The organism is uncultured Mycobacterium sp. (genome assembly GCF_964249325.1).
GTDB lineage: Bacteria > Actinomycetota > Actinomycetes > Mycobacteriales > Mycobacteriaceae > Mycobacterium.
Window position 1 is genome coordinate 15432 of the sequence record NZ_CAXUCH010000010.1, and the last position, 19995, is coordinate 35426.

General features: G+C 65.7%; 22 protein-coding genes and 2 pseudogenes (1 of these 24 cut by a window edge). 12 read left to right on the plus strand and 12 right to left on the minus strand.

What is annotated here, in order from left to right; all coding sequences use genetic code 11:
• The 3 genes and pseudogenes from ACFE99_RS02760 to rfbC all read left to right on the plus strand — a co-directional run.
• Positions 1–270: pseudogene (locus ACFE99_RS02760) on the plus strand (LLM class F420-dependent oxidoreductase); it begins 596 nt to the left of the window's first position.
• Positions 271–291: 21 nt separating this feature from the next.
• Positions 292–1287 carry a dTDP-glucose 4,6-dehydratase gene (rfbB, locus tag ACFE99_RS02765; RefSeq protein WP_375482196.1) on the plus strand — a complete coding sequence of 332 codons (996 nt, stop codon included), beginning with the start codon at positions 292–294 and terminating at the stop codon, positions 1285–1287.
• On the plus strand, positions 1284–1889 hold the full coding sequence (rfbC, locus tag ACFE99_RS02770) for a dTDP-4-dehydrorhamnose 3,5-epimerase (protein ID WP_375482198.1): 606 nt from the start codon (positions 1284–1286) through the stop codon (positions 1887–1889). The genes rfbB and rfbC overlap by 4 nt, the downstream gene beginning before the upstream one ends.
• A 167-nt stretch (positions 1890–2056) precedes the next feature.
• Here the strand turns inward: rfbC and ACFE99_RS02775 are convergent, their stop codons facing one another.
• Positions 2057–2548 carry a universal stress protein gene (locus tag ACFE99_RS02775; protein WP_375482200.1) on the minus strand — a complete coding sequence of 164 codons (492 nt, stop codon included), beginning with the start codon at positions 2546–2548 and terminating at the stop codon, positions 2057–2059.
• A gap of 221 nt (positions 2549–2769) precedes the next feature.
• Here ACFE99_RS02775 and ACFE99_RS02780 point away from each other — a divergent pair, with 221 nt between their 5' ends.
• The 3 genes from ACFE99_RS02780 to ACFE99_RS02790 are packed head-to-tail and all read left to right on the plus strand — an operon-like array spanning position 2770 to position 4653.
• Complete coding sequence (locus ACFE99_RS02780; RefSeq protein WP_375482202.1) at positions 2770–3675, plus strand: RNA polymerase sigma-70 factor; 906 nt, start codon at positions 2770–2772, stop codon at positions 3673–3675.
• A gap of 4 nt (positions 3676–3679) precedes the next feature.
• Positions 3680–4489 carry an SDR family oxidoreductase gene (locus ACFE99_RS02785; protein ID WP_375482204.1) on the plus strand — a complete coding sequence of 270 codons (810 nt, stop codon included), beginning with the start codon at positions 3680–3682 and terminating at the stop codon, positions 4487–4489.
• A complete protein-coding gene (locus ACFE99_RS02790) occupies positions 4486–4653 on the plus strand; it encodes a hypothetical protein (protein WP_375482206.1) in 168 nt (55 codons plus the stop codon). Before ACFE99_RS02785 ends, ACFE99_RS02790 begins: the two co-directional genes overlap by 4 nt.
• A gap of 235 nt (positions 4654–4888) precedes the next feature.
• On the opposite strand, the gene ACFE99_RS02795 is transcribed toward ACFE99_RS02790, so the two are convergent.
• From ACFE99_RS02795 to ACFE99_RS02825, 7 genes are all read right to left on the minus strand, one after another.
• Entirely contained in the window at positions 4889–5977 is a 1089-nt protein-coding gene (locus ACFE99_RS02795) for a methyltransferase (protein WP_375482208.1), read from the minus strand.
• Positions 5977–7188, minus strand: a complete 1212-nt coding sequence (locus tag ACFE99_RS02800) for an FAD-dependent oxidoreductase (protein ID WP_375482210.1) — start codon at positions 7186–7188, stop codon at positions 5977–5979. The genes ACFE99_RS02795 and ACFE99_RS02800 overlap by 1 nt, the downstream gene beginning before the upstream one ends.
• 56 nt (positions 7189–7244) lie before the next feature.
• A complete protein-coding gene (locus tag ACFE99_RS02805; RefSeq protein WP_375482212.1) occupies positions 7245–7628 on the minus strand; it encodes a hypothetical protein in 384 nt (127 codons plus the stop codon).
• A complete protein-coding gene (locus ACFE99_RS02810) occupies positions 7625–8554 on the minus strand; it encodes a metallophosphoesterase family protein (protein WP_375482214.1) in 930 nt (309 codons plus the stop codon). The genes ACFE99_RS02805 and ACFE99_RS02810 overlap by 4 nt, the downstream gene beginning before the upstream one ends.
• Positions 8551–8961: a cupredoxin family copper-binding protein gene (locus tag ACFE99_RS02815; RefSeq protein WP_375482255.1), complete on the minus strand. Its 411-nt coding sequence runs from the start codon at positions 8959–8961 to the stop codon at positions 8551–8553. The genes ACFE99_RS02810 and ACFE99_RS02815 overlap by 4 nt, the downstream gene beginning before the upstream one ends.
• A gap of 121 nt (positions 8962–9082) precedes the next feature.
• Positions 9083–9784 carry a Rieske (2Fe-2S) protein gene (locus tag ACFE99_RS02820; protein ID WP_375482216.1) on the minus strand — a complete coding sequence of 234 codons (702 nt, stop codon included), beginning with the start codon at positions 9782–9784 and terminating at the stop codon, positions 9083–9085.
• Positions 9781–10320, minus strand: a complete 540-nt coding sequence (locus ACFE99_RS02825; RefSeq protein ID WP_375482218.1) for an RNA polymerase sigma factor — start codon at positions 10318–10320, stop codon at positions 9781–9783. Before ACFE99_RS02825 ends, ACFE99_RS02820 begins: the two co-directional genes overlap by 4 nt.
• Before the next feature lie 138 nt (positions 10321–10458).
• Between ACFE99_RS02825 and ACFE99_RS02830 the strand changes: the two genes are divergently transcribed.
• From ACFE99_RS02830 to mmsB, 3 genes are read left to right on the plus strand one after another with little or no spacing between them, the layout of a single operon-like run.
• Positions 10459–11979 carry a CoA-acylating methylmalonate-semialdehyde dehydrogenase gene (locus ACFE99_RS02830; protein WP_375482220.1) on the plus strand — a complete coding sequence of 507 codons (1521 nt, stop codon included), beginning with the start codon at positions 10459–10461 and terminating at the stop codon, positions 11977–11979.
• 7 nt (positions 11980–11986) lie between these two features.
• The gene (locus tag ACFE99_RS02835; RefSeq protein ID WP_375482222.1) at positions 11987–13153 is read left to right on the plus strand and encodes an acyl-CoA dehydrogenase family protein; all 1167 of its coding nucleotides are present in this window, start codon (positions 11987–11989) and stop codon (positions 13151–13153) included.
• 13 nt (positions 13154–13166) lie between these two features.
• On the plus strand, positions 13167–14042 hold the full coding sequence (mmsB, locus tag ACFE99_RS02840) for a 3-hydroxyisobutyrate dehydrogenase (RefSeq protein WP_375482224.1): 876 nt from the start codon (positions 13167–13169) through the stop codon (positions 14040–14042).
• A 9-nt stretch (positions 14043–14051) separates the two neighbouring features.
• Here mmsB and ACFE99_RS02845 read toward each other — a convergent pair whose 3' ends face one another.
• A complete protein-coding gene (locus ACFE99_RS02845) occupies positions 14052–14645 on the minus strand; it encodes an HAD hydrolase-like protein (protein ID WP_375482226.1) in 594 nt (197 codons plus the stop codon).
• A 103-nt stretch (positions 14646–14748) separates the two neighbouring features.
• On the opposite strand from ACFE99_RS02845, the gene ACFE99_RS02850 reads away from it, so the two are divergent.
• The gene (locus tag ACFE99_RS02850; protein ID WP_375482228.1) at positions 14749–15441 is read left to right on the plus strand and encodes a response regulator; all 693 of its coding nucleotides are present in this window, start codon (positions 14749–14751) and stop codon (positions 15439–15441) included.
• On the plus strand, positions 15438–16658 hold the full coding sequence (locus tag ACFE99_RS02855; RefSeq protein ID WP_375482231.1) for a GAF domain-containing protein: 1221 nt from the start codon (positions 15438–15440) through the stop codon (positions 16656–16658). Before ACFE99_RS02850 ends, ACFE99_RS02855 begins: the two co-directional genes overlap by 4 nt.
• Positions 16659–16665: 7 nt before the next feature.
• On the opposite strand, the gene ACFE99_RS02860 is transcribed toward ACFE99_RS02855, so the two are convergent.
• Positions 16666–17184 (minus strand): MarR family transcriptional regulator, encoded by a 519-nt coding sequence (locus ACFE99_RS02860; RefSeq protein WP_375482233.1) that lies wholly within the window; start codon positions 17182–17184, stop codon positions 16666–16668.
• A gap of 192 nt (positions 17185–17376) precedes the next feature.
• Here ACFE99_RS02860 and ACFE99_RS02865 point away from each other — a divergent pair.
• A pseudogene (locus tag ACFE99_RS02865) lies at positions 17377–17930 on the plus strand (VOC family protein).
• 3 nt (positions 17931–17933) lie between these two features.
• Here the strand turns inward: ACFE99_RS02865 and ACFE99_RS02870 are convergent.
• The gene (locus tag ACFE99_RS02870; RefSeq protein WP_375482235.1) at positions 17934–18977 is read right to left on the minus strand and encodes a pyridoxal phosphate-dependent aminotransferase; all 1044 of its coding nucleotides are present in this window, start codon (positions 18975–18977) and stop codon (positions 17934–17936) included.
• Positions 18977–19990: a 3-oxoacyl-ACP synthase III family protein gene (locus ACFE99_RS02875; RefSeq protein WP_375482237.1), complete on the minus strand. Its 1014-nt coding sequence runs from the start codon at positions 19988–19990 to the stop codon at positions 18977–18979. Before ACFE99_RS02875 ends, ACFE99_RS02870 begins: the two co-directional genes overlap by 1 nt.
• Between the last annotated feature and the right edge of the window lie 5 nt (positions 19991–19995).

Consider the following 19995-nt stretch of genomic DNA (forward strand, 5'->3'; position numbering starts at 1 on the left):
GCTCTCGACATCTACTTCAACCTGGCCAATTACCGCAACAACTGGAAGCGGCTGGGCTTCGGCGACGAGGAGATCACCCGCCCGGGCAGTGATCGCCTGGTCGACGCCCTGGTCGCTTACGGCCCGGCCGACGCCATCGCCGCGCGGCTCAAGGAACACCTCGACGCCGGTGCCGACCATGTCGCCATCCAGGTCCTCACCCGGGGTGACAAGTTGGTTTCGGCGCTCGCCGAACTGGCCGGACCACTGGGGCTGACCGCAAAGGGCTGATCGCCTGGTTAGGGTTTGACCATGCGGTTGCTGGTCACCGGAGGCGCCGGTTTCATCGGCGCGAACTTCGTGCACAGCACGGTGCGCCACCGTCCGGAGGATGCGGTGACGGTTCTTGACGCGCTGACCTACGCGGGCAGCCGCGAGTCGCTGTCCCCCGTCGAAGGCGAGATCCGTTTAGTGCAGGGTGACATCACCGACGCCGAGTTGGTTTCTCGGCTGGTCGCCGAGTCCGACGCGGTCGTGCACTTCGCCGCCGAAACCCATGTCGACAACGCGCTGGCCGACCCGGAGCCGTTTTTGCGCACCAACGTCGTGGGAACGTTCATCATCCTGGAGGCGGTGCGGCGCCACGGCGTGCGGCTTCACCACGTCTCCACCGACGAGGTCTACGGCGATCTCGCGCTCGATGATTCGCGACGGTTCACCGAATCCACGCCGTACAACCCGTCGAGTCCGTACTCCGCGACCAAGGCTGCGGCGGACATGCTCGTGCGCGCCTGGGTGCGTTCGTATGGGGTCCAGGCGACGATCTCCAACTGTTCCAACAACTATGGGCCGTATCAGCACGTTGAGAAATTCATCCCCCGCCAGATCACCAATGTGCTCACCGGGCGCCGGCCCAAGCTGTACGGCAGCGGCGCCAATGTCCGCGACTGGATCCATGTCGACGACCACAACGACGCCGTCCGCCGAATTCTGCAACGGGGCCAGATCGGCCGCACGTATCTCATCGGCGCCGAGGGCGAGCGAGACAACTTGTCGGTGTTGCGAATGCTCTTGCAGATGATGGGTCGCGATCCCGACGACTTCGACCAGGTTGTCGACCGCGTGGGCCATGACCTACGGTATGCCATCGACCCATCGCCTCTCTACGACGAGTTATGTTGGGCGCCAAAGCATACGAACTTCGAGGAAGGCTTGCGTGCCACTATCGACTGGTACCGCGCGAACCAATCGTGGTGGGGTCCGCTCAAAGACGCCGTCGAGGCCCGATATGAAGAGCGCGGTCAATGAAGGTACGTGAACTTGACGTCCCCGGCGCTTGGGAAATCACCCCACAGTTGCATGGCGATTCGCGCGGCGTGTTCTTCGAGTGGCTCACCGATCATGAGTTCACTGCGTTCGCCGGTCACCGTCTTGACGTGCGGCAGGCCAATTGCTCGGTGTCGTCGGCCGGCGTGCTGCGAGGGCTGCATTTCGCCGAGGTACCGCCGAGCCAGGCGAAATACGTGACATGCCTGCACGGGTCGGTGTTCGACGTCGCCGTCGACATCCGTATCGGTTCTCCGAAGATAGGCCGCTGGGCCTCAGTGCTGCTCGACGACCGAGACCGCAGATCGGTGTACATATCCGAAGGCCTCGCTCACGGTTTCGTTGCGCTGCAGGACAACTCGACGGTCATGTATTTGTGCTCAGCGGAATACAATCCGCAGCGCGAGCACACGATCTGCGCCACCGATCCTGCGCTGGCGATCGAGTGGCCGATGCCCGACGTGGAGCTGGTGCTGTCGGATCGCGACGCCGCCGCGCCGTCGCTTGACGAAGTCGGCGCAGCTGGCCTATTGCCCACCTGGGAAGAGACCCAGGCGTATGTCGCTGGCTTGCGGGCCACTTAGAAGGGCGGCGGATCGTCCGGGTCACCGAATGGAGGCCGCGCGGGCCAGGCGGTCGCCGCGGTTTCGGTTGCGTTCGCGGTGATCCGTTCTGATCGTTGTTGGGCGCGGATGCGCCGTCTGGTGGGCATCATGGCTGTGCGTGCCTCGCAGCGGTTGTTGACGATGCCTCAGTCGGCTGTGTGGACGATCAGCACGTCGGTGTTGGCCCTGCGGCAGACGTTGGCCGGGACCGATCCCAGCAGCTGCCCGCCGGTGACGTTGAGTCCGACGTCGCCGACCACCAGGAGGTCCGCGTTGACCTCCTTGGCCAGCTTCACTAGTGCAGGCGCCGGCGCGCCGACAAGCGCCCGTTCTTCGATGTCCTGGGCGCCCGCGGTCTTCGCCCGGTTCCGCGCCTCCCGCAAGATCGCATAGATCGGGGCCGCCCCGTGCACCTTATAACCCCCCTCGCCTCCGAGGGTGTACTCGGCGCGGGGGTCAAACACACGATCCGGCCGGGCTGGTCTTGCCCAGCCTCCCTTGTCCGCATGAGGCAAATGCGCCATCGCGATGATCAACTTCGCATTATTCTCCGCGGCGACCACGGCTGCGTGGTCCACCGCACGCAGCGACGAGTCGGAGCCGTCAGTGCCGACCACCACGGTCTGATAGTCGCCCATTTCTCTCCCAGTGTAGAGCCCGACGGCGGCTCAAAAACCCCGCAGTTTCCCCTCCCAGACGAAGACGAATCGGACATAGGCGCCGCACAGTCGGGCCAGTGATGTTTCAGGGTTGAGCTGGTCGGTGGCCTGGGCCTCGCTTCGCGCCGCCGCACACACATTGATTCGGTTCGGGCGCTGCAACCTGCGGATCACGCGGCCGGCCGTGGCAGTCTGGCACGGTGACCGCTGTGGCGGACGAGTTCGAAGCTCAGCGGCCGCACCTCTTTGGGCTGGCATACCGCCTGCTGGGGTCGGCCGCCGAGGCCGAAGACACGGTACAAGACGCCTATCTTCGGCTACACGCCGCCGACCGGGCGGCGATCGAATCGCTGCGGGCATGGCTGACCAAAGTCGTCACGAATCTGTGCCACAACCGGCTGACGTCGGCTCGCGCCCGCCGGGAAACCTACGTGGGTCCGTGGCTGCCGGAACCCGTGATAACGGGCGACGGGACCCTCGGACCGCTGGAAACCGCTGAGCAGCGTGAGTCGGTGTCCGTCGCGCTGCTCACTTTGATGGAGCGGCTCAGCCCGGCTGAACGCGCCGCATTCGTGCTGCGGGAGGCATTCGGTTACAGCCACCACGACATCGCGGACATCCTGGCAACCTCCGACGCCAACGCGCGCCAGCTGCATCACCGGGCCCGCCAACGGCTCGATGAACCGGCGGCTCGGTTCCGGCCCGATCCCGCGAGCTGGCGTGACCTGGTCGAGCGGTTCCTGACCGCCAGCCGCAGCGGCGACGTGGCCGGGCTGGTCACGATGTTGACCGCCGACGTCACATCCACCGCCGACGGTGGCGGGCAGGTGGCCGCTGCCCGGCGACCGGTGCTGGGCCGCGACCGGGTGGAGCCGTATCTCGCGGGTGCGTTCAGCCGAACGGTGCCTACCGTGGACATGCAATTCGGCGTTGAGGTCAACGGTGAGCCGGCGGTGCTCGGGTTCATCGACGAGACGCTGGCCGGGGTGCTGTTTTTCCAGACTGATGGTGACCAGATCGCCGCGCTGCGGGTCGTCGCGAACCCGGACAAATTGCGGTTCGTCGCCAAGCAGCTGTCACATACCGCAGGGCTGCCCGGTCCATAAGGGTATGACGAACCGCGTACTTGTCGCCGGCGGCACCGGCACCTTGGGCCGGGTCGTGGTTGATCAGCTGCTCGCATCCGGGGCGGATGTGCGCATCCTCAGCCGAGGCCGGCGTCGTCACCGCCACAGCGACGTCGAGCATGTCCACGGTGATTTGCGTACCGGCGCCGGTCTCGATGCCGCCGTGTCTGACGCCGACACGATCGTGCAGTGCGCCGAACACGTAGATCACCTGGTCGCGGCGGCGAAACGGGCGGACTCCCCGCATTTGCTGTACACCTCGATCGTCGGCATCGACCGTGTCCCGTTCGGCTTCTACCGCCGAAAAGTGGCCGATGAACAGTTGATAGCGACATCCGGTCTGCCGTGGACCGTATTGCGGGCGACGCAGTTTCACGACTTGATCGCGGTACTGCTGCGCATGTTGGCCAAACCACCGGTTATGGCGCTGCCCGCCGGTTGGAGTTTCCAGCCAGTCGATGTCCGCGAGGTCGGCGAGCGCCTGGCCCAGCTCGCCCTCGGCGAACCCGTCGGCAGGGCACAGGATTTCGGCGGTCCGGAGGTCCGCACGGTAACCGATCTCGCGCGAAGCTATCTCGGGATGGTCGGCAAGCGGCGGCCCATCCTGCCGGTGCGACTGCCGGGTCGAGTCTTCCGCGCGTACCGCGCCGGCGGCCATCTCGCACCGGAACACGCCCACGGCAAGATCACTTTCGAGCAGTACCTGGCCGAACAGCTCGCCGCCGGAAACCTGCCCTACCACGACGCCATTCAGGACTACCTGCGTCGCCGTCCGCGGAAGGAGAGCTCGTGAATTCCACAGCCAAGCAACCGCTCACCAATCTGCCACTCCGGGCCGGTATGTGGGCGCTCACTTTCGTGGAGTTCGCGGTAGGCATCACCGCCACGCTGACACCGCGGGCCTTCGACGACCACGTTCCGTGGGTGACCTCACGCCGCCGTACGCCGAACATCTGATGCGCGACTACGGCGCAATGAATCTCGCGCCAGCGCTCGTGTTGCTGGTGGCCGCGATCACCATGGATCGGCTACTGGTTCGCACCGTGCTGGCGGCCTAATGTCGTGTTCGCGGTCCCGCACCTGCTATTTCACCCCACTCACCATCAGCACCACAGCACCGCTGCTGCGGTCGGCGAAACAATGGCGCTCGTCGTCGCCGTACTGCTTCCTCTGGCGCTGCTGACACTGACCGTTACTCGGCCCGCGCCTCCACCACGCTGAGCGGTGACGCAGTCTGCACCACCCGTGTCACGCGAAATCCCGCTTGGCTCATCAACTTCTGGTATTCCGCCGCTGTGCGTTCGCGTGAGCCGAGATTCAGCAGCATCTCCAGATCCGCCCATTTCCCGGGAAAGTCACGGTCGTGCTCGGGAATGACTAATTCGATCAGTAACACCGTGGTGCCGGGGCGGGCTACCGCGCGCACATTGCGCAGGATCTGCACCGCCTTGTGGTCAGGCCAGTCGTGGATGATGTTTTTGAGGATGTAGGCGTCACCGCCGTCGGGCACGCTGTCGAAAAACGATCCCTCTGCGATGGATACGCGGTCGGCGACACCGTGCTCGCGCAACATCTTCGGGGCGCTGGCGACCACCCGTGGCAGGTCGTAGAGGACGCCGCGTGAACTCGGCGCCGCCGCCAAGATGGCGGTCAACAGTTGGCCCTGTCCCCCGCCGACGTCGACGATCGTGCGGTGAGCGCTGAAGTCGTAGCCCGCGACCACTGCCCCGGTCGTCAGCTCCGAAATACTCGTCATCGTCTGGTTGAAGAGGTCGGCAAGCTCGGGCTGTTCGGCGAAATAGTCGAAACTGCCCTTACCGCGTAACGCCGGGACAACGCTGGTGCCGGTTCGGATCGCATCCTGCAGCAGGGTCCAGCGCTCGCGCTGCTCCCGCGACCCGTAGAACCGCGCCGCGCACGCCATCGACACCGGCGCATCCGAACGCAGCGTGTCGCCAAGCCGATTCAGCTCGTACCGACCGTCATCGCGATAACAGAAGACGCCCCGGCTGATCAACGCCCGCAGCAGCCGGTGCAGCGCGTCGGCGTCCGCGTCCACCTTCGCCGCCAGCTCGTCGATGCTCAGCGGCCCGCCGGCAAGGGCATCGGCGACACCGAGTTCGGCGGCCACGGTGATTGCCTGCGAGGTCCAGCTGGCAATGATCATCTCCATCATCGCCGCGTGCGCCGGTGTCAGCCGTTGATGAAGCCGGGACAGGTAGTGGCGAATCCGCTCCACGACGCGGGCCAGGATCGCGGGCGGCACCCGAGACTGGTTCATCACAGCCGTACAGCCGGGATAGGTGTCGCGGCCGCGAGGTCTCGGCTGACCTCAGCCGAAATTTGGCGATGACTTGTCCAGCGCAAAAACGTTGCTAGTGCCCAGGTGGTGAACCGGTCCGGAATGATCGCCGCCGGTTTCAGCACAGGCTCGGGGCGCGACACCTGCTGGGTGGTCAACCACGACACGGCCATGACCTTGTGTCGCCGGGCATTCTCATACCGACGCAGCGCCCCCGCGATGTCGTGCCGGGTATCCGCAAGCGCCTTGCATAGCACCATCGTGTCGAGCAGCGCCTGGTTGGTTCCCTGCGCAAGGGTCGGTGGCATCGTGTGTGCGGCGTCGCCGAGCAACGTAATCGCTCCCTGCCCCGCCCGCGGTATGGGATGCCGGAAATGCGGGAAGGGCGAACGCGCCAAATCCTCGTCGGTCAATGTGCTGAGTACGTGATCCACTGTTTCGGACCACCCGGCGAAGTGGGACCGGATCATCTCGATCGGCCTTCCCGGTCTGACGAAGTCCGGCGACCACGGCAGGTCGAACCACCACTGCACACTGAAACCTCCAGCCGGCCACAGGCCGAGGTTTCCGTGCCGGCCGATGATCATCAGGGCGTCGTGGTTGTCGGCGGCGTCCGGGAGGGTGGCCAGTCCCTGCCAGCTGCACCAGCCGGTCGGCTTCGCCGGTGGTGCGCCAACGAGCTTTCGCACCATCGAGTGCAGGCCGTCCGCGCCGACTAGCACATCGCCTTCGGCCGAGCTGCCGTCGGCGAACTCGATCCGTACTCCGCTAGCCGTGTTGACCACCTCGATCGCACGCGAGTTGCATCGGATGCGCTCGACCGGAAAGCCGTCCAGCAACCGCTCAAGCAAGACGCGACGTGGCACCATCCGAACCGGTTCGCCGAGTCGGTCCACGATCGCGGTCACGTCCACATTGGTGATCCGCCGCCCGGTGGGTGTCCGGACCCGTACGGTGGAGATCAGCTGACCGGCCCCGTCCATTTCGACATCGAGCTGCCGCAGAACTGTCGCGCCGTTGGACCAGATGGTGACCGCGCCGCCACCCGGAGTCACCTCGGGCCGCTGTTCGAACACGATGACGTCATGACCGTCGCGCAACAACCCGCGAGCAGCGGAGATGCCGCCCACACCTGCGCCGATGACGAGGACCCGAAGTGCGTGAGTCGACGGGGCATGCGGTATCGGCATCTCGACCTCCTGGTGCTTACACGCTGGAGGTCGACGAGAAGTTCACCGCCGCGCTACTAATCCTGTGTGGCGCGTCGGGCTCGCACTAGATACACCGCCGCCAACGCGACGGTCAGCAGTTCGGCCGCCGCGCTGATCGCCGCGTGCGGTGACGGCTCCCAACCGCGTTCGGAGAAGCCGAAGATCCCGATGGTGCGCGACAAGATGAACGCCACGAGAGCGCCGCCGGCCACGACGGCCGCCGCCCCGCGCAGCCATGCCGGGCCGCCCACCAGGATCAGCAGCGCCACTGCCAAAGAGACGCTGGCTTGGTTCAGGAACGCGGTGCCGATGGCGGGGATGTGGCGATAGCCATGGATGTAGAGCAACGCGTGGATGTAGCCGGATACGGCCAGTGACGTTGCGAGAGCACCCCGCATCGCGATGCCAGTCAAACTCATTGCAGCCGCCATTCTTTCAGCGCCAGAGCGGGCTCTCCCGTGGTGTAGCTGACCTCGCGGATGCCTAATGCGTCGCCCAGCTTGCCGGCCGGCAGAGTGACCGGTTTGGGGGCAGGCCCGTCGCCAGGATGCGGCAGCGGATAGGCGGTGGTCGTTCCGCTGTAGAAGGTGACTTTGCCTTCGGCCTTGGAGAAGACTTGGTGCACATGCCCGTTGAGACAGGTAACCGATGAAAACCGCCGCAGATAGCTGAGCGCCTGGGCGGCGTCGTCGGTGGCCCAACCCCAGTCGGGGTACATCGCGAACAGCGGGATGTGGCTGAACACGATGACCGGTGTGTCGCTAGACAACCCCGCGACATCCTGTTTGACGAACTGCAATTGCTCGACGCCGAGATGACCAAGTTTCTTGAGATTCAAGGTGTTAACCAAAGCAATCACGTGCACGCCGGCGATGTCGAAGCTGTACCACCCGTCACCGCGGGTTCCGGCGCCAAACGCGCTTCGATACTTCTGGCCCGCGTCGTCGACCGAGTCGTGTTCGCCCGGCACCGTGAAGACGTGCGGTGTCTGTAGCCCGGTCATCATCTGCTTGACCTGGTCGAACTGCTCGGGTGTGGACAGATGGGTGAGGTCGCCGGTGTGGATGACGAAATCCGGTGTGTAACCGAGAGTGTTGATGCGCTCGATCGCGTGGCTGAACGAGTCGGCGACATTCGGATTGGCCGTACCGGTGAATCCGATGTGACTGTCGCTGACTTGCGCGAATCGCACCGTAGGCCGGGCCTCCGCATGCTGGGCGTCTGCTGCGCCGGCGACATGGGCGATGACCTCGCCGCCGACAACAGCCAGGCCAACCGCCGCGCCGAACCACGCGGTGTGCCGGATGAGTTGACGCCGGCTCATCGGCTGCGGGTCGCCGGTCATGGCGTCACCACCACGGTCCCGCGCATAAACGGGTGGATCGAGCAGATGTAGTCGACAGTGCCCGGGGCGGAAAACGTATGGGAGTAGCTGGCTTGGGCACCCATACCGGGCGAGTGAAACGAGCCGTCGCTTGCCGCCACGGTGTGTGGCTCCTCGTCGCGATTGGTCCAGGTGACGGTGCTGCCCGCGGCGACGCTCAGCTTCGCGGGCACGAACGCGAAGTTGTCGATGCTGACCGCGTCGCCGCTCGCCGGCGCCGCCGGTGCGGTTGACGCCGCTGTGCCCGGCGCAGTCGGCGTCGAAGGCATCGCACTCATGCCCGGCATCCCGGGGGCGGCGCTAGCCCCCGACGCGAATGTCACTGACGGATGATTCTCGCGTTGCGACGCCGAGCATCCGGCCAGCATCAGCACACCGGCTAAGAGCACGATGTGCGCTCGTGAAAACACGACGGTCCACCTCCATGGTCGCAGAACAGCCACGGGCTGCGGGATTCTCGCCAACAAATACGGAGGTGGGTTACTCGGCTCAGGCGGGCTCGCCGGGCCGCAGTGGGGCGAAAACTTCGATGAACCTGTCGATTTCGCGAACCATCAACGCCGGCAGCGGTTTTGGAGCCATTGGCAGTTGGTGGGTGAGCACCTGACCGGTGGGCGCAAACGATGTGGAATGACACGGGCAGCGCAACCGGGCGTCCGGCGCGTCGAACCACAGCCGGCAGCCCTGATGCGTGCATACCCCCGACACCGCTTCGGGTTTGCCATCGACCCGGCGGACGAATCCGATCACCGTGCCGAGGTCGAACGGATGCATGACCCCGTCGGGCACCTCAGAGCTGGCCGCCACCCGCAGCCATCGCCCGTTACTAGGTGTGAGCTGCCGGTCAGAGCCGCCGGCGTAAGTGTCGGCAGTGCGTCGGCCAATGGCGAATCGGTCGACCGACACCCCGGCGGCCGCCGACACCGCCGCAGCTGCCGATGTTCCGAGCACAACCTGTCGGCGAGTAGCTCCGGACTTGGTCGGCGCCGGCGCGTCGTCCAGTTGCGCCGCCAAACGCTCATGCAGATCGGTGAGAAACTCCTGCCGCGGTGCGTCGGCGCCCAATCGAGCTGCCGTCAAGTCGATCGCCGTCCGGATCTGCGCCGCCTCAAAGTCGTCCGGCTGGAACGGCTTTGGGCGGCGTCCCCGCAGCAGGTCGTCGACGTACCTGCGCAACCTCCGCGCGTTCATGATCCGTCCTTCTCGCTCACCTGTGCCGCCAGCCGTAGTGCGCGATGTTGGAGCACTTTGGCGTTGCTGACGCTGATCCCGAGCTCGGCGGCCGACTCCTTGACCGACCGGCCCTGCAAGAACCGCAATTCCAGAATCCGCCGGTATTGCTCGGGCAGCGTCTGGAGAACCTTGGCGACGCGCTGGGGGGCGGTGCTGATCGCTTCCTCACTATCGGGTGGTTGCTCGATGTCGTCGATCGAGGTGACTTCGCGTCCCAACGTCTCGCGCCAGTGGGCGGCAAGCACAGTGCGCGCAGTGGCCCGCAAATATGCGCGCACCTCGCCGACGCTGGCGGTCAACCGCAGCGGACGCAGCGCGGCCAGGAAAACCTCGGCGGTGAGGTCCTCGGCGTCGGCCCGGTTGCCGACGCGGGCGAAGATCGTCCGGTACACCCAGGTCGCGTTGTCCTGGTAAACCGCCTCCCAGTCGAGGTAGCCCCCGGCGGGCACCACCCGCAAAGGTCGCGGGTTGACCGGGTCGCATGGTGCCGTCACGTGCCGCCTGCTTTCCAACGACTGGTCATCACCAGTCCATAGCGGGCCGGGTTACAGCCGACGCGACTTGCCAGCTGGCCGGCATGTTTACTAGGATATCCTAGTAAAACTTTTAGCTTTCTTCCGGCGAGGACATCAATGACCGCACAGGTTCCGCACTTCATCGACGGCCAACGCACTAGTGGGCAGTCACAGCGCACCGCCGAGGTGTTCAATCCCAACACCGGCCAGGTCCAGGCGACAGTTCCGATGGGCGCCAAGGCAGATGTCGACACCGCGGTCGCGTCTGCCGTCGAGGCGCAGAAGGGCTGGGGGGCGTGGAACCCGCAGCGCCGGGCGCGGGTCATGATGCGGTTCATCGAGCTGGTCAACCAGCACACCGACGAACTGGCCGAGATGCTCTCGCTCGAGCACGGTAAGACGCTGGCCGACTCTCGTGGTGACATCCAGCGCGGCATCGAGGTCGTCGAGTTCTGCATCGGCATCCCGCATCTGCTCAAGGGCGAATACACCGAAGGCGCCGGGCCGGGCATCGACGTCTACTCGATCCGTCAACCGCTCGGTGTGGTCGCCGGAATCACCCCGTTCAACTTCCCCGCGATGATCCCGCTGTGGAAGGCCGGGCCGGCGCTGGCATGCGGAAATGCTTTCATTCTCAAGCCATCTGAGCGTGACCCCTCGGTGCCCGTGCGGCTGGCCGAGCTGTTCATCGAAGCCGGCCTGCCCTCCGGGGTATTCCAGGTGGTGCACGGCGACAAAGAAGCCGTCGACGCCATCTTGGCCCATCCCGACATCCAGGCAGTCGGGTTCGTCGGCAGTTCGGATATCGCGCAGTACATCTACGCCACGGCTGCTGCCCACGGCAAGCGGTCGCAATGCTTCGGCGGCGCCAAGAACCACATGATCGTGATGCCCGACGCTGACCTCGATCAGGCCGTGGACGCACTGATAGGAGCGGGATACGGTAGCGCCGGCGAACGCTGCATGGCGGTCAGCGTCGCGGTGCCGGTCGGCGACCAGACCGCGGAAAGGTTGCGCGGCAGGCTTGTTGAGCGCATCAACAACCTCCGAGTGGGCCACAGCCTCGACCCCAAGGCCGACTACGGTCCGCTGGTCACCGAAGCTGCGCTCAAGCGGGTGCGCGACTACATCGGCCAGGGCGTGGCCGCCGGCGCTGAGATCGTGGTCGACGGCCGCGAGCGCACCAGCGACGACCTGGCATTCGGGGATGCGAACCTCGAGGGTGGGTTCTTCATCGGGCCGACGCTGTTCGACCGCGTCACCCCGGACATGTCGATCTACACCGACGAGATCTTCGGGCCGGTGCTGTGCATGGTTCGTGCCACGACCTACGAACAGGCAGTAGCGCTTCCTTCTCAGCACGAGTACGGCAACGGCGTCGCGATTTTCACCCGCGACGGCGACACCGCCCGCGATTTCACCTCACGGGTGCAGGTCGGCATGGTGGGCGTCAACGTGCCGATCCCGGTGCCGGTGGCCTACCACACCTTCGGCGGCTGGAAGCGCTCGGGCTTCGGCGATCTCAACCAGCACGGCCCGGCGTCGATTCAGTTCTACACCAAGGTCAAGACCGTGACCTCGCGCTGGCCGTCGGGCATCAAGGATGGCGCCGAGTTCGTCATCCCGACGATGAAATAGCTCGGCGATGCAATTCTTCGGTCTCGACGACGACGAGCGGGTTATCACCGACACGGCGGCCGCGTTCGCCGAGAAACGGCTCGCACCATACGCGTTGGAGTGGGACGCCACGAACCACTTTCCGGTCGACGTGCTGCGTGAAGCCGCCGCGCTGGGCATGGCGGCGATCTACTGCCGCGAGGACGTCGGGGGCAGTGGGCTGCGCCGCCTCGACGGCGTGCGCATCTTCGAGCAGTTGGCCACCGGCGATCCCACGACGGCCGCTTTTTTGTCGATCCACAACATGTGCGCATGGATGATCGACACGTTCGGCACGAAGGAACAGCGCAAGACCTGGCTGCCGCGGCTGGCTTCGATGGACGTCATCGCCAGCTACTGTCTGACCGAGCCGGGCGCCGGTTCGGATGCCAGCGCGCTGAGCACCCGCGCCGTCAGGGACGGCAGCGATTATGTACTCGACGGTGTCAAGCAGTTCATCTCCGGCGCCGGCGCCTCGGATGTGTATGTGGTGATGGCGCGCACCGGCGGCGACGGACCACGCGGCATCTCGGCTTTCATCGTCGAAAAGGGCGCTGTCGGACTGGGTTTCGGCGCGCACGAGCAGAAGATGGGCTGGAAGGCGCAGCCGACGGCGCAAGTGTTGCTCGACGGGGTACGGGTGCCCGCTGATGCGATGCTGGGCGGCGCCGACGGTGAGGGCGCCGGGTTCGGCATAGCGATGAACGGTCTCAACGGTGGCCGCCTCAATATCGCCGCATGCTCGCTCGGCGGTGCCCAGGCCGCCTTCGACAAAGCGGCGACCTATGTTCGCGACCGCCAGGCGTTTGGCGCCGCCCTGATCGACGAGCCCACCATCCGATTCGCGTTGGCTGACATGGCCACCGCTCTGGAGACCTCGCGAATGCTGTTGTGGCGGGCGGCAAGCGCACTGGACGACGACGCTGCCGACAAGGTCGAACTGTGCGCGATGGCCAAACGCTATGGCACCGACGCCTGCTTCGACGTGGCCGATAAGGCGCTGCAGCTGCACGGCGGCTACGGTTACCTGCGGGAGTACGGTCTGGAGAAGATCGTCCGCGACCTGCGCGTGCACCGCATCCTGGAAGGAACCAACGAAATCATGCGGGTAGTCATCGGCAGGGCCGAAGCCGCGCGCGTCCGCGCCACCGCATAGGAAGGCCACGGCGATGACGACAGTCGCTTTTCTGGGGCTGGGCCACATGGGCGGCCCGATGTCGGCGAATCTGGTTGGCGCCGGGTATTTCGTCCGTGGCTTCGACCCGCTGTCCACCGCCGCGGCGGCCGCGACCAAAAACGGTGTCGCAGTGTTCGACGCTGGCCCTGACGCGGTGGCCGATGCCGATGTAGTGATCACCATGTTGCCCAACGGCGAGGTGGTCAAGCGTTGCTACGCCGATATCCTGCCTGCCGCGCAGCGCGGCGCACTGTTCATCGACAGCTCAACCATCTCGGTCAACGATGCCCGCGAAGTACATGCCTTGGCCGGCTCGCACGGGTTCGCGCAGCTCGACGCGCCGGTCTCCGGTGGGGTACGAGGTGCGGTGGCCGGGACGCTTGCGTTTATGGTCGGTGGTGACGAGTCGGCGCTGGATCAGGCGCGGCCGGTGCTAGAACCCATGGCGGGCAAGGTCATTCACTGCGGTGCGCCCGGTGCGGGCCAGGCGGCGAAGTTGTGCAACAACATGGTTTTGGCCGTGCATCAGATCGTCATCGGCGAAGCCTTCGTACTGGCCGAAAAGCTCGGGTTGTCAGCGCAAGCGTTGTTCGACGTGATCACCGGCGCGACCGGCAACTGCTGGGCGGTGCACACGAACTGCCCGGTGCCCGGTCTGGTTCCGACATCGCCGGCCAACAACAACTTCGAACCTGGTTTTGCCACCGCACTGATGAACAAGGACTTGGGCCTGGCGATGGACGCAGTGGCCTCGACGGGCGCGGCGGCGCCGCTCGGCAGCCACGCTGCGGACATCTACGCCAAGTTCGCGCTCGACAACGCTGACAAAGATTTCAGCGCGGTGATCGAGATGCTGCGGGAGTCCTAAGGATTGTGATCAACTGCTGACCACGAGCTGCGAGCGCTTCCGGGCGATCCACCATCGCCGGTGAAGCTCTCGGCAGCCCGCGGCCAGCAGGGGATGGGCGCCGTCGTAGCCCGACCGCACGGCAGCCGCACCGGTGAATTCGCTTTCGGCGCTGTCGCCAGTCGTGACGAGCAGCGCGGGCAGGCCGGCGGCGGCCGCCGCGCGCAATCCGCGCGCTGAGCCCTCGACGGCAAGGGTACTCTCCGGCGTTATTCCGAACTCCCACAACGCCAAGCGGTACAGTTCGGCATCACCGTCTGCTCCGTCCAGGTCGTCAGCGGTCACGATGGTCTCGACCAACCCTTCGCCGATCAGTTGACGCACCAGGGTTTGCGCCCACGTCCGCTCGCGGATGCTGACCACACCGATCCAAATGCCCGCGACGAACAGATTCATCACCAAGTCGATCAGCCCGGCGCGCGGTACCAGGTCACCGTCGCGTTCGGCGTCCGCCAACGCGTCGTCGGCGTCGAAGATCACCGCGCGCAACGGTGCAACGTCAGCATCGACGGGACGTGCCCTGTCCCACCAGAACGTCCGCCGCTGAAGGGTGTCCGCCGACATGATCACAGCGTGGCCCAGCGCCGTCACCCGGGCGTCCCCCATAAGGGGGATTCCGCGTGGCGATCTTGACTCGTCGACCCGCGAGCGGCTCTATGGTGATGCCATGGCGGCTGCTGGCATCACAGAAGGCACTGGTCAGGCCACCAAACCTGTTCGGCTGGTGCTTGTCGATGACCACGAAATGGTCATCGAGGGCCTCAAGGCCATGCTCGCCGCGTTCAAGGACCGCGTGCAGGTCGTCGGGCAGGCGGTCGGCGCCGAACGCGCCATCAGCGTCGTCGATAGCCTGCAGCCTGACATCGTCCTGTGCGATGTCCGCATGCAAGGCACCAGCGGCCTGGACCTGTGCCTGCAGCTGCGCGAACGTGATCCCGACCGCAAAGTGGTCATGCTCTCGGTGTACGACGACGAGCAGTACCTGTTCCAGGCGTTGCGGGTGGGTGCACGCGGCTACCTGTTGAAAAGCATCAGCAGCGACGAACTGGTGCGCCAGCTCGAATCGGTCCACCACGGGGAGACCGTGATCGACCCCGGCATGGCGGCCCGCGCAGTGGACACCGCGGCGCGGATGCAGCGTGACGAGTTCTGGCCTGGCGCACGTCAGGGACTGACGCAACGTGAGAGCGAGATCCTGTCCTACATGGTGACCGGGTTGTCCAACCGCGGCATTGCCAACAAGCTGGTAATCGGGGAGGAAACCGTCAAAAGCCACCTGCGCTCGATCTACCGCAAGCTCGGCGTCAGCGACCGAACGGGCGCGGTGGCCACGGCGCTGCGTGAAGGCATCTATCAATGAACGAGCGCGTCCGTCCATCCAATGCGGTACGCGATGTCGTCGGCGCCGACCGCGAGCTGGCCCTGCTGCGCGAGCTCATTCGGGCCGCCTCCAGCGGCCCCGGGGTCGAACCGCTGGCAGCCGCGGCAGCGCGCATGATCACCGCGGCCACCGGAACCGACGTCTGTTTTGTTCACGTCCTCGACGACACCGAGCGCTCACTTACCTTGGCCGGCGCGACGCCACCGTTCGACGGCCAGGTGGGAAAAATCCGGTTGCCGCTGGGATCCGGGATATCCGGATGGGTGGCCAGCCATCGCCAGCCGGTGGTGATCACCCACGACAAGGAAGCCGATCCGCGGTACCTGCCGATCCAGTCGCTGCGCGGGCGGGATTTCACGTCGATGGTTTCGGTGCCGATGGAAACCGACCCCGGCGGCTTGGTGGGGGTACTCAACGTGCACACCGTGCAGCGCCGCGAATTCACCGACAGCGACGTCGAACTGCTGCGGGTCATCGGCCGGTTGATCGCCGGCGCACTGCATCAGGCGCGGCTGCACCGCCAGCTGGTCGCTCGCGAACGCGCACACGAGTTGTTCGTCGAGCAGGTGATCGAGGCGCAGGAAATCGAACGCCGCCGGCTCGCCGGCGACATCCATGACGGCATATCCCAGCGGCTGATCACACTGTCCTATCGGCTCGACGCCGCCGCACGCGCCGTCGGCGACGACCCGGCCGAAGCCTCGCAACACCTCGACGAGGCGCGCCAACTCGCCGCGCTGACACTGGAAGAAGCCCGCGCCGCGATCAGCGGGCTGCGTCCACCGGTTCTCGACGACCTTGGCTTGGCCGGCGGCCTGGCCAGCCTGGCCCGCTCGATGCCGCAACTGGATCTGGAACTCGACCTGTCCGATGCCCGGCTGCCCGAGCACATCGAGCTTGCGCTGTACCGCATCGCGCAGGAAGGCCTGCAAAACGTCGTCAAACACGCCTGCGCCACCCGGGCGCGGCTGCGGTTCGCGGTGGACGGTGACGTTGCGCGGCTCGAAATCGTTGACGACGGAGTCGGTTTCGACACTTTTGAAAATCCGCTGGGCGGTGACGAGATGGGCGGCTACGGTGTGCTGTCGATGGCCGAACGCGCCGAGCTGGTCGGCGGGCGGCTCAACATCCGGTCGCGGCCCGGCGCGGGGACGGCGGTGACCGCGACCATCCCGCTGCCGCCGATCTTGGATTAGCCGCGGGCTAGAAGTCGCCGGCGCCCCGCCGCAATGTCTCGATCGCCGACACCAACGCCCGCGACTCGGCGTCAGACATCCCGATGTCGGCGAACACCTTCTCGTTGAGTGTGACGGTGGCGTCCTCGACGGTCGAGCGGCCGAGATCGGTGATCTGCACCAGTGTGGTGCGACCGTCGGTGGGGTGCGGTATCCGCTGCACCAGGCCGTTGGCTTCCAGCCGGCGGATCGCGTGGGTGACGCTGGTGACGTGTACCTGCAGCCGGTCGGACGCCTTGGTGATCGGCAGCGCCCCGGTGCGGCTGAACGCCAGCAGACGCAGCAACTCGAAGCGCGAGAAGCTCAGATCGTAGGGCCGCAAAGCGTTTTCGACTCGGGCAAGCAGGATTTGATGGGCGCGCATCACCGACGTCACCGCGACCATGCCCTGCGCGACGTCACCCCATCCGGCGCGCTCCCAGTTGGACCTCGCCTGAGCGATCGGGTCTCGGGTGTCGGATCGCTGGTCGGGTTGATTGGCGGCCACGCCCTTTCTTACCGTACTTCGGGGCGCGTTCGGCGCTTCCTGGCGACAATGCGGCCGGGTGTTCAGGTGTGGCGTTCGCCGCTGTACCCCGGTGACCCCTTCACATGTTGACAAGCTGCCTACTACACTGCGTAGTACCGCTGCTCCGCCTCTCAAGAAGTCAAGCGGACCAACTAACTGACGGAGGCACCAATGCGCTGGCGCGGGGTTAATCACGTCGAATTCGCGGTTCTGGCTACGACGATTCGATTGCTTTCTACGACGGGATGTTCGGCTGGCTTGGATATATGAGCTTCTCGACACTGGACATCGAGTACCGATCGACCTACTACATGGCTCGATTTCCGGCTCCCCACAGCTACGTCGGCATCCAGCCCGCCCGGACCGGGACGAAGCTCACGCACGCCGACCAATCGGTAGGTATCAACCACATCGCGCTGTGGGCCCGGAGCCGACACGAGGTCGACCGTTTCTATCGCGAATTCCTGATCCCACAGGGAGTTTGCGTCACCAGTGAACCCAGGGAATACCCGCACTACACGCCGGGCTATTACGCCGTATTCTTCGACGACCCGGTCAACGGCATCCACTGGGAACTGGCGCGCTTGCCCATCATTCCGTCGCCGCGCCAGCTCTGGCGGTCGTATCGCGCCCTCAGCAATATCGCATCGCAACGACCCGACTTACCGCAGTCCATATTTCGGCTGGCCCGCCAGGCTGTACGAACACTGCCATCCGGGCAATAGAGCTCAGCGCGCCGACTTCTCCACAGCCGACAGCACCGCCAGCGTGGACGCGCGGCTGCCGACAGTGATGCGGGCGCCGCCGTCGTCGTAATGGCGCACCTGCAGCCCCGTGCCGGCAAAGACCTCGTGCCACGGCCGACCGGCCGCAGGCAGATACACGAAGTTCGCGTGGGAGTCCGTGGTGTAGACACCCATCGCCCGCAGGCGTCGCCGCAGGTAGCTGCGTTCACCGGTGATCTGCCGAATGCGTTGCTGCAGCTGAGCTTCCGCATCGTAAGAGGCCGCCACGGCGACCGCGCTGCTAGTGCTCATGCCGAACGGCAACTGCATGGTCCACAGCATGTCGGCCAGTTCGGGCGCCGCGAAGCCGTATCCGATACGCAACCCGGCAAGACCGTACCCTTTGGAGAACGTGCGCAGTACGACGACATTCGGGAAGCGCCGGACCAGTGCCGGTCCTTCGTGGCGGTGCCGCGGCGCAACGTACTCGATGTAGGCCTCGTCGAGCAGCACGACGGTATCGCTTGGCACCCGCGCCAGAAACCGCTCCACATCTGCGAGCGGCTCCAGCGTTCCGGTCGGATTATGCGGCCGGCACAACACCACAACGCTGGCATCCGCGGCCGCGTCAGCCATTGCCGCCAAGTCGTGATGGCCGTGCGTGTCCAGCGGGACGGTGACCGCGGTGAGGCGGGCCATCTGGGCGAAGATCGGGTATCCGTCGAAGGTGGGCTGGCTGAATACAATCCGTTCGCCGGGCCGCGTCACCGCATGGAGCACCTGCATCGCCACACCGGACGCCCCGGCGCCCAGCACGACCTGCTCTGCACGAACCCCGACGTGGCCCGCGACGAGCGTTCGCAGCTGCTCGGGCAGGAATTCCGGATACCGGTTGGCGGCATCGATGGAGCGGACTAGAGCGGCACGCACCGCAGGCAGCGGCGGAAAGGGATTTTCGTTGAGGGACAACGCAAAGGGATTGACCGCCTGCGGCAGTGCCCCGAGGATCTCGGCGGTGGCCGAGTTGACTTCCACCACCTCGGTCATCAGCCCCGTCCGCCCCAGCGCAGTGCGGCGGCGCCGGCGAAGTCACCGGCGTGGGCGAACGCGGCCATCATCACGACATCACCGGTCTTGACCTGACCGTCGGAGATGGCGCGATCCAAATTGACCGGGATGCCGGCGCCGAACAGGTTGCCGTACTCCTCGAAAGTGTCGCGATGTCGTTCCGGCGGCACTTCGAGCGCTTCCCGCCAGTTGTGCAGGAACACCCGGTTGGGCTGGTTTGTGACCAGCAGGTCAATGTCCTTGGACGCTAGGCCGATTCGGTCGCACACCGCGAGCGCCACTTCCGGGACCTGGCGGTTGCCGCGGGCCAGCACCTTGGCGATCTTGGTTTCGGTGAACCCGATGCAGCCTTCGCCGGGCCCGGGCTGCCACCACTTGCGGGGCGGGTCGACGGCGATCGTCATGTCGCCGGCGTATTCGCCGTAGGTGCGGCACTCGATATCGAGAACGGGCGACTGACCGGATAACGTGACCAGTGCGACCGCGGCGCCGTCGCCGGGAATCGCCGACTGCGCTTTGCGCCGTATGTCAGGTTGGTCGAAGATCTGACCTGCCGCATTCTGCGCAATGGCGATCAGCGCGGTGCGCCCCTCGCCGGACGTCAGCAACTTGCGAGCAACGTTGAGCCCCAGTACGAATACGGCGCATCCGCCGTTGTGCAGGTCCAGCACCCAGGACGGACGCATCCCCAACCGGTGCGCGATGCCGCCGCCTGCGCCGTAGAACGGCATGTCCGGCACTTGAGTGTGGGTGATGAGCACATCCACGCCCGCGATGACGTCATGGCCGTGTCGTTCGATGAGGCCTTGCGCGGCCCGCTTGACCATGTCGATCGCGGTCTCGTCGGGCCCGACGTGATGGCGGAACTTGGGTGCGTGGAACATCAGGTTGTCGCGTAACTCGTCGGATCCGGAGAACTGGGCATAGTAATCGGCGCCGATCGGCTCGCCCGGCAAATAGGTGGAAACGTCGGCCAGGCTGACTTGGCTCATGATGG